The sequence below is a fragment of the Streptomyces sp. KR55 genome, assembly GCF_052245645.1.
GTDB classification, from domain to species: Bacteria; Actinomycetota; Actinomycetes; order Streptomycetales; family Streptomycetaceae; genus Streptomyces; species Streptomyces flavusporus.
Map to the genome: position 1 here is coordinate 1 of NZ_JBQQCE010000546.1, position 6,072 is coordinate 6,072.

A 6,072-nucleotide genomic window follows, 5' to 3' on the forward strand; every position below is an offset into this window, starting at 1 on the left:
CAAAGTTCCGTCGTCTTGTCGTCTGCGTCCTCGGAATCCGGAGCGTCCGGATCGAACGACGGCACGCCTTCCTGCGTCTCGGCCTCGATCGCCTCCGCCTCCGGGAGGAAGGGCGCGAGCTCCGGGAGCTCGTCCAGGCCGCGCAGGCCCATCCGCTCCAGGAAGTAGTTCGTCGTCGTGTACAGGATCGCACCTGTTTCGGGTTCCGTGCCCGCCTCCTCTATCAGACCCCGCTGGAGGAGGGTGCGCATCACGCCGTCGCAGTTGACTCCGCGTACGGCTGACACACGGCTACGGCTGACCGGCTGGCGGTAGGCGACCACCGCCAGCGTCTCCAGCGCGGCCTGAGTGAGCCGGGCCTGCTGGCCGTCCAGGACGAAGCCCTCGACGGCCGCCGCGTACTCGGGCCGACTGTAGAAGCGCCAGCCACCCGCGATGAGCCGCAGCTCGAAGCCGCGCCCCTGCACGGTGTACTCGTCGGCCAGCTCGCGCAGCGCGTCGCCGATCTGCCGCCGGGGTCGCTGGAGGATCTTCGCGAGATGCTCCTCGGTCGCGGGCTCGTCCACGACCATGAGGACGGCCTCCAGGGCAGGCTTCAGTTCGAGGTCGGCGACGCTCCGCAGCCCCGCCGGAAGCCCGGTGGTGTCCTCGCTCACGCCTTCTCCTCCCGGTCCTTCGGCTGCTCGGGCGGCCGGTCGAACTCGTCGGTCACCATGGGCTCCGTGTCCCCCTCCCCGCCGGTCCAGCGCACCAGCAGCTCACCGAGCGCGGTCTCCTGCTCCAGCGCCACGGCCTTCTCCCGGTACAGCTCCAGCAGCGCCAGGAAGCGCGCCACCACGGTCAGTGTGTCGTCCGCGTCCTCGACCAGCGCGCGGAAGCTGGCCTCGCCCAGCTCCTTCAGCCGTGCGACCACGATCCCGGCCTGCTCCTGCACGCTCACCAGCGGCGCGTGGATGTGGTCGACGTACACCTGCGGCTTGGGCTTCGGCTGCATCGCCTTGACCGCAAGCTTCGCGAACCCCTCCGCGCCGATGCTGATGACGACCTCGGGCAGCAGCTCCGCGTGGTGGGGTTCGAGTCCGACGGTACGGGGGTAGCGCCGGGCCTCCTCGTCGAGGCGGTTGCTGAAGATGTCGGCGATCTGTTTGTACGCGCGGTACTGGAGCAGCCGCGCGAACAGCAGGTCCCGGGCTTCGAGGAGGGCCAGGTCGGCCTCGTCCTCCACCTCGGCGGCCGGCAGCAGCCGGGCCGCCTTGAGGTCGAGCAGGGTGGCCGCGACGACGAGGAACTCGGTCGTCTCGTCCAGGTCCCAGTCCGGCCCCATCGCCCTGATGTGGGCCATGAACTCGTCGGTCACCTTGGACAGGGCGACCTCGGTGACGTCGAGCTTGTGCTTGGAGATCAGCTGGAGCAGCAGGTCGAAGGGGCCCTCGAAGTTGGAGAGCCGCACCTTGAAGACCCCGGAATCGCCCTCTCCGGACTCCGTCGGAGCAGTGGGTTCAGGCTCAGGTCCCGGTGCGCCGACCTCGGGTTCCGGCTCCGCAGGAGCGACCGGCTCGGGTGGCGCCTCCACAGGGACCGGAGCCTCGACAGGCGCCGCCGGAGCGCCCGGCCCCCTCCCCAGGGCACGCCGACGACCGGCTGCACCGCCGGAGGCCGAGGCGTCGTTCGAGGTCATGGCCCCCGCAGGCTACCGTTACCGCCCACGGAGCCGTCGTACGAGGATGCTGGCGTCCCCCCTGGTCTCCAGATCCGCGAGCACGACGGCGACCGCCTCCCGCACGATCCGTCCCCGGTCGACGGCCAGCCCGTGCTCTCCCCGGAGCACGAGTCGCGCGTGCTCCAGATCCATGAGCTCCTCGGCGGACACGTACACCGTGATCTTCTCGTCGTGCCGCTCACGCCCGCTGGGCCGCCGTGCGGCCGCCCGTCCACGCTTGCGGGGCGTCGCCGCGGCAGATCCTTCCTGCGCCGTCTGACGCCGGGAGGAGCGCTCCGAGGCCGCGGCCCGGCTGCGGGACTCCCCCGCGTCGGCCGGCTCCGCGTCGGCCGCGACATGCTCGGCCCCGTCGCCGTCACCGCCCTGCGCGGGCACCGACTGCGGCGTGTCCTCCACCGCGGCGGCCGCGTCGCCCTCTCCCGCGGGCGGCGGCACCCTGGCCTCGCCGTTGGCCTGGCGCCGGGGAGTGGATGCCTGGAGCGCCATTCCCCCTGTCGTACGGAACAGTTCGTCGGCCCCCGGCAGACTCACTCGGCGTGACACCGGGCGAGCACCTCCCTGGCGAGCTGGCGGTAGGCGGCGGCACCGACGGAGTTGGAGGCGTACGTGGTGATCGGCTCACCGGCGACCGTGGTCTCCGGGAAGCGGACCGTGCGCCCGATGACCGTGTGGTAGACGTGGTCGTCGAACGCCTCGACGACCCGCGCGAGCACCTCGCGGCTGTGCACGGTGCGCGAGTCGTACATCGTGGCGAGGATCCCGTCGAGCTCCAGCTCCGGGTTGAGCCGCTCCTGGACCTTCTCGATGGTCTCGGTGAGCAGCGCGACACCACGCAGCGCGAAGAACTCGCACTCGAGGGGCACGATCACCTTGTGAGCGGCCGTCAGGGCGTTCACGGTGAGCAGGCCGAGCGAGGGCTGACAGTCGATCACGATGAAGTCGTAGTCGGGCAGCAGCGGCTTCAGGGCGCGCTGCAGCGTCGACTCGCGGGCCACCTCGGAGACCAGCTGCACCTCGGCCGCCGACAGGTCGATGTTGCTGGGCAGCAGGTCCATGTTGGGGACCGCCGTCTTCAGCAGCACCTCGTCGGCCGCCATCCCCCGCTCCATGAGCAGGTTGTAGACGGTGAGGTCGAGTTCCATCGGGTTCACGCCGAGGCCGACCGACAGCGCGCCCTGCGGGTCGAAGTCGACGAGCAGCACCCGGCGCCCGTACTCCGCGAGCGCGGCACCCAGGTTGATGGTCGACGTCGTCTTGCCCACGCCGCCCTTCTGGTTGCACATCGCGATGATCTTCGCGGGACCGTGGTCGGTCAGCGGGCCCGGGATCGGGAAGTACGGCAGCGGGCGACCGGTCGGGCCGATGCGCTCACGGCGCTGGCGGGCAGCGTCGGGCGCGAGCGTGGCCGCGTACTCGGGGTCGGGCTCGTACTCGGCGTCGGGGTCGTAGAAGTGCCCGTCGGGCAGTTCGTCGTAGTCGGCGAAGTGGTTGTGGGGCGCGCCACTTCCGTCGCCGGCCATGGCGTTCACGTGATGGCCATCCATGCTCTGGTGTGCTGGGCGAGTCACTCCTGAGGTCTGGTGACTCTGGTGGGCTGCGAAGGTGCGCACCGCGACGGAGCCGACAGCCTCGAACCCCGCGGGAGCCTGGCCCCGCGCAGGGCTTCCTGGTTGACCACCCCCGGGAGAAAATGTCGACTCATTCACAAGTCGTCTTACCTCCTTGGTGACCAGGAAACTTCTAGACAGGTCAGCGTGGCACCATGCCGACGGTTGGCGACTCTATGGCGTGTCGGCGGTTCGCAGCAACACAATCCGCCGGACCCGGCCGGATGTGTCGGCAATGAAACATCCCTCTGTCAAGGGCGTACGGCCGTCGCACGGTAGGTTTCACCGGTGTGCGAATCGGTTCAAGGGTTACGTTCGAGGCGAGTTGACCGAGAGTCGCAAAGTGACCATACACACACCCGGCCGGACCTTGTCGGGCAAGGTCCGGCCGGGTGTACGAGGTTGACGAGCCGTGACGGTGGTCCCCCCTCCGGTCATGGGGTCCCCCGCGCGAGCGAAGCCGAGCGTGGGGGAGAAGCCGAGACCGGGGTGTATCGCCTTCACGAGAAAGCGACTTGGCTCCGAGCCGTATCGCTGACTCTGCCGTGTCGCCGGCTCAGCCGAGCAGGGACTCCAGCTCCACGTGCTCGAGGCCGTGCGCCTCGGCTACCTCGCGGTAAGCGACCTTGCCGTCATGGGTGTTGAGGCCCTTGGCGAGCGCGGGGTCGCGGCGCAGCGCCTCGACCCAGCCGCGGTTGGCCAGCTCGACGATGTACGGCAGCGTGGCGTTGGTCAGCGCGTAGGTGGACGTGTTGGGCACGGCACCGGGCATGTTGGCGACGCAGTAGAAGACCGACTCGTGGACCTTGAAGGTCGGCTCGGCGTGCGTGGTGGGGCGGGAGTCCTCGAAGCAGCCGCCCTGGTCGATCGCGATGTCGACAAGGACACTTCCCGCCTTCATCCGGGAGACCAGCTCGTTGGTGACCAGCTTCGGGGCCTTGGCACCCGGGATGAGGACGGCGCCGATCACGAGGTCGGCCTCGAGGCAGGCCTTCTCGAGCTCGAAGGCGTTGGAGACGACGGTCTGGATCTTCGTGCCGAAGACCTTGTCCGCCTCCTTGAGCTTGTTGATGTCCCGGTCGAGCAGGGTCACATGGAAGCCCATGCCGATGGCGATCTGCGCGGCGTTCCAGCCGGAGACGCCACCGCCGATGACGACGGCCTTGCCCGCCGGCACACCCGGGACGCCGCCGGGCAGCACACCGCGGCCGCCGCCCGCGCGCATCAGGTGGTAGGCGCCGACCTGCGGGGCGAGCCGGCCCGCGACCTCGGACATCGGGGCGAGCAGCGGCAGCGCGCGGCTCGGCAGCTCGACGGTCTCGTAGGCGATCGCCGTCGTGCCGGACTCCAGCAGGGCGTCGGTGCACTCCTTGGAGGCGGCCAGGTGCAGGTAGGTGAAGAGCGTCTGGTCCTTGCGGAGGCGGTGGTACTCCTCGGCGATGGGCTCCTTGACCTTCAGCAGCAGGTCGGCGGTGGCCCACACCTCGTCGGCGGTGTCGAGGATCTGCGCGCCGGCGGCCAGGTACTCGGCGTCCGGGATCGAGGAGCCGACGCCGGCACCACGCTCGATGACGACCTGGTGGCCGTTGCGCACCAGCTCGTGCACGCCGGCGGGGGTGATGGCCACCCGGAACTCGTTGTTCTTGACCTCGCGGGGGATGCCGACCTTCACGTCGATCACGGTCCTTGACTCAGAGGGTGTAGTACGCGACATACCCGGATGTTCAGGGCACACCGGGAGACACCGCAGGAGAACGTGCGGCAGAGCCAGTCTAATGAAGGCGTTCCCGCTGTCTAGCCTTTCATTGCATCAATCTTCAGCGGATGTACTACGGATTTCGCAGGCGTTAGCGTCCTGTTCCATGGCTGGATCCTGCGTATCGCCCTCCTGCATCTCTTCCCCCAGCATGCGCTCCGCCGCCTTGCGGTGCAGCAGAGCGGCCGTGGAGTCACCGAGGTGGTCCAGGGTGTCGGCGAGCCGCAGGTGCAGCGCGGCCTGCAGTCGTACGTCCTCCGCGCGGCGCGCCCACTCGACGGCCTCCTGACAGGTGCGCAGCGACTCCTCGGGCCGCCCCGCGTACTCCTGGACCCGCGCCAGTTCGCTCAACGCCCGCGCGTGGGCGGCCACATCGCCCAGCTTGCGGTACCCGGCCATCGCGGCGCGCCAGTGCCGCTGCGCCTCGCCGTAGCGGCCCGCGTAGGTGTGTGCGGTGGCGATACGGCCGTACAGCCGGGCGGCCTCCGCGCGCTCGTCGCGGGCCAGGCGCTCGGCGAGGGCCCGGCCGAACCAGTCGGCGGCCCGATCGTGGTCGCCGAGCTCCTGGTGCGCGCCGCCTACGGATTCCATCGCGCGTCCGGTCGCATACGGGTCGTTCGCCCGGCGTCCGGCGTCCAGGGCGGCCCGGTAGCGGGTCAGCGCGTCGGCCGTGCGGCCGGTCTGGGCGTCCAGGTCGCCGAGGTTCAGCAGCGCGGCGGCCTGCTCGCGGGGCAGGTCCTGGCGCTCGGCCACATCGAGGACGAGGCCGTGGATGCCGTACAGGTCGGGCGCCGCCGCCTGCATGCCGAAGTGGGCCACCATCGCCCGCACCAGCTGGGACATCAGACGCCGGGCCAGCGTGTCCAGCTCCCCGTCGGCGACCGCCAGCCGGGCGGCGGCGAGCAGGGCCGGCTTGCGGATGCGCAGCCAGTCGGCGGCCGCGCGAGGGCTGGGGAAGCGCAGGGAGCGCGGCATGCCGAGCAGCTTCT

6 protein-coding genes are annotated in these 6,072 nt (G+C 70.3%); all 6 read right to left on the minus strand.

Annotation, left to right across the window (positions count from 1 at the left end; all coding sequences use genetic code 11):
• Positions 1 to 656, minus strand: a 656-nt coding sequence (gene scpB, locus ACTWQJ_RS44770; protein ID WP_443312137.1) for an SMC-Scp complex subunit ScpB, incomplete at its 3' end; no start/stop codon positions are given.
• Positions 653 to 1,678, minus strand: a complete 1,026-nt coding sequence (locus tag ACTWQJ_RS44775; RefSeq protein ID WP_443312138.1) for a segregation and condensation protein A — start codon at positions 1,676 to 1,678, stop codon at positions 653 to 655. The genes ACTWQJ_RS44775 and scpB, both read right to left, overlap by 4 nt.
• 18 nt (positions 1,679 to 1,696) lie before the next feature.
• Positions 1,697 to 2,263 (minus strand): hypothetical protein, encoded by a 567-nt coding sequence (locus ACTWQJ_RS44780; RefSeq protein WP_443312139.1) that lies wholly within the window; start codon positions 2,261 to 2,263, stop codon positions 1,697 to 1,699.
• Positions 2,248 to 3,426: a ParA family protein gene (locus ACTWQJ_RS44785; protein ID WP_129797100.1), complete on the minus strand. Its 1,179-nt coding sequence runs from the start codon at positions 3,424 to 3,426 to the stop codon at positions 2,248 to 2,250. The genes ACTWQJ_RS44780 and ACTWQJ_RS44785 overlap by 16 nt, the downstream gene beginning before the upstream one ends.
• A 457-nt stretch (positions 3,427 to 3,883) precedes the next feature.
• Positions 3,884 to 5,008: an alanine dehydrogenase gene (gene ald / locus ACTWQJ_RS44790; protein WP_385262093.1), complete on the minus strand. Its 1,125-nt coding sequence runs from the start codon at positions 5,006 to 5,008 to the stop codon at positions 3,884 to 3,886.
• Between the two features lie 129 nt (positions 5,009 to 5,137).
• On the minus strand, positions 5,138 to 6,072 hold a 935-nt coding region (locus tag ACTWQJ_RS44795; RefSeq protein WP_443312140.1), incomplete at its 5' end, for a tetratricopeptide repeat protein.

Coding starts and splice junctions, on each gene's coding strand:
- ACTWQJ_RS44775 (WP_443312138.1), bottom strand. CDS start 1,678: ATGACCTCGAACGACGCCTCGGCCTCCGGCGGTGCAGCCGGTCGTCGG.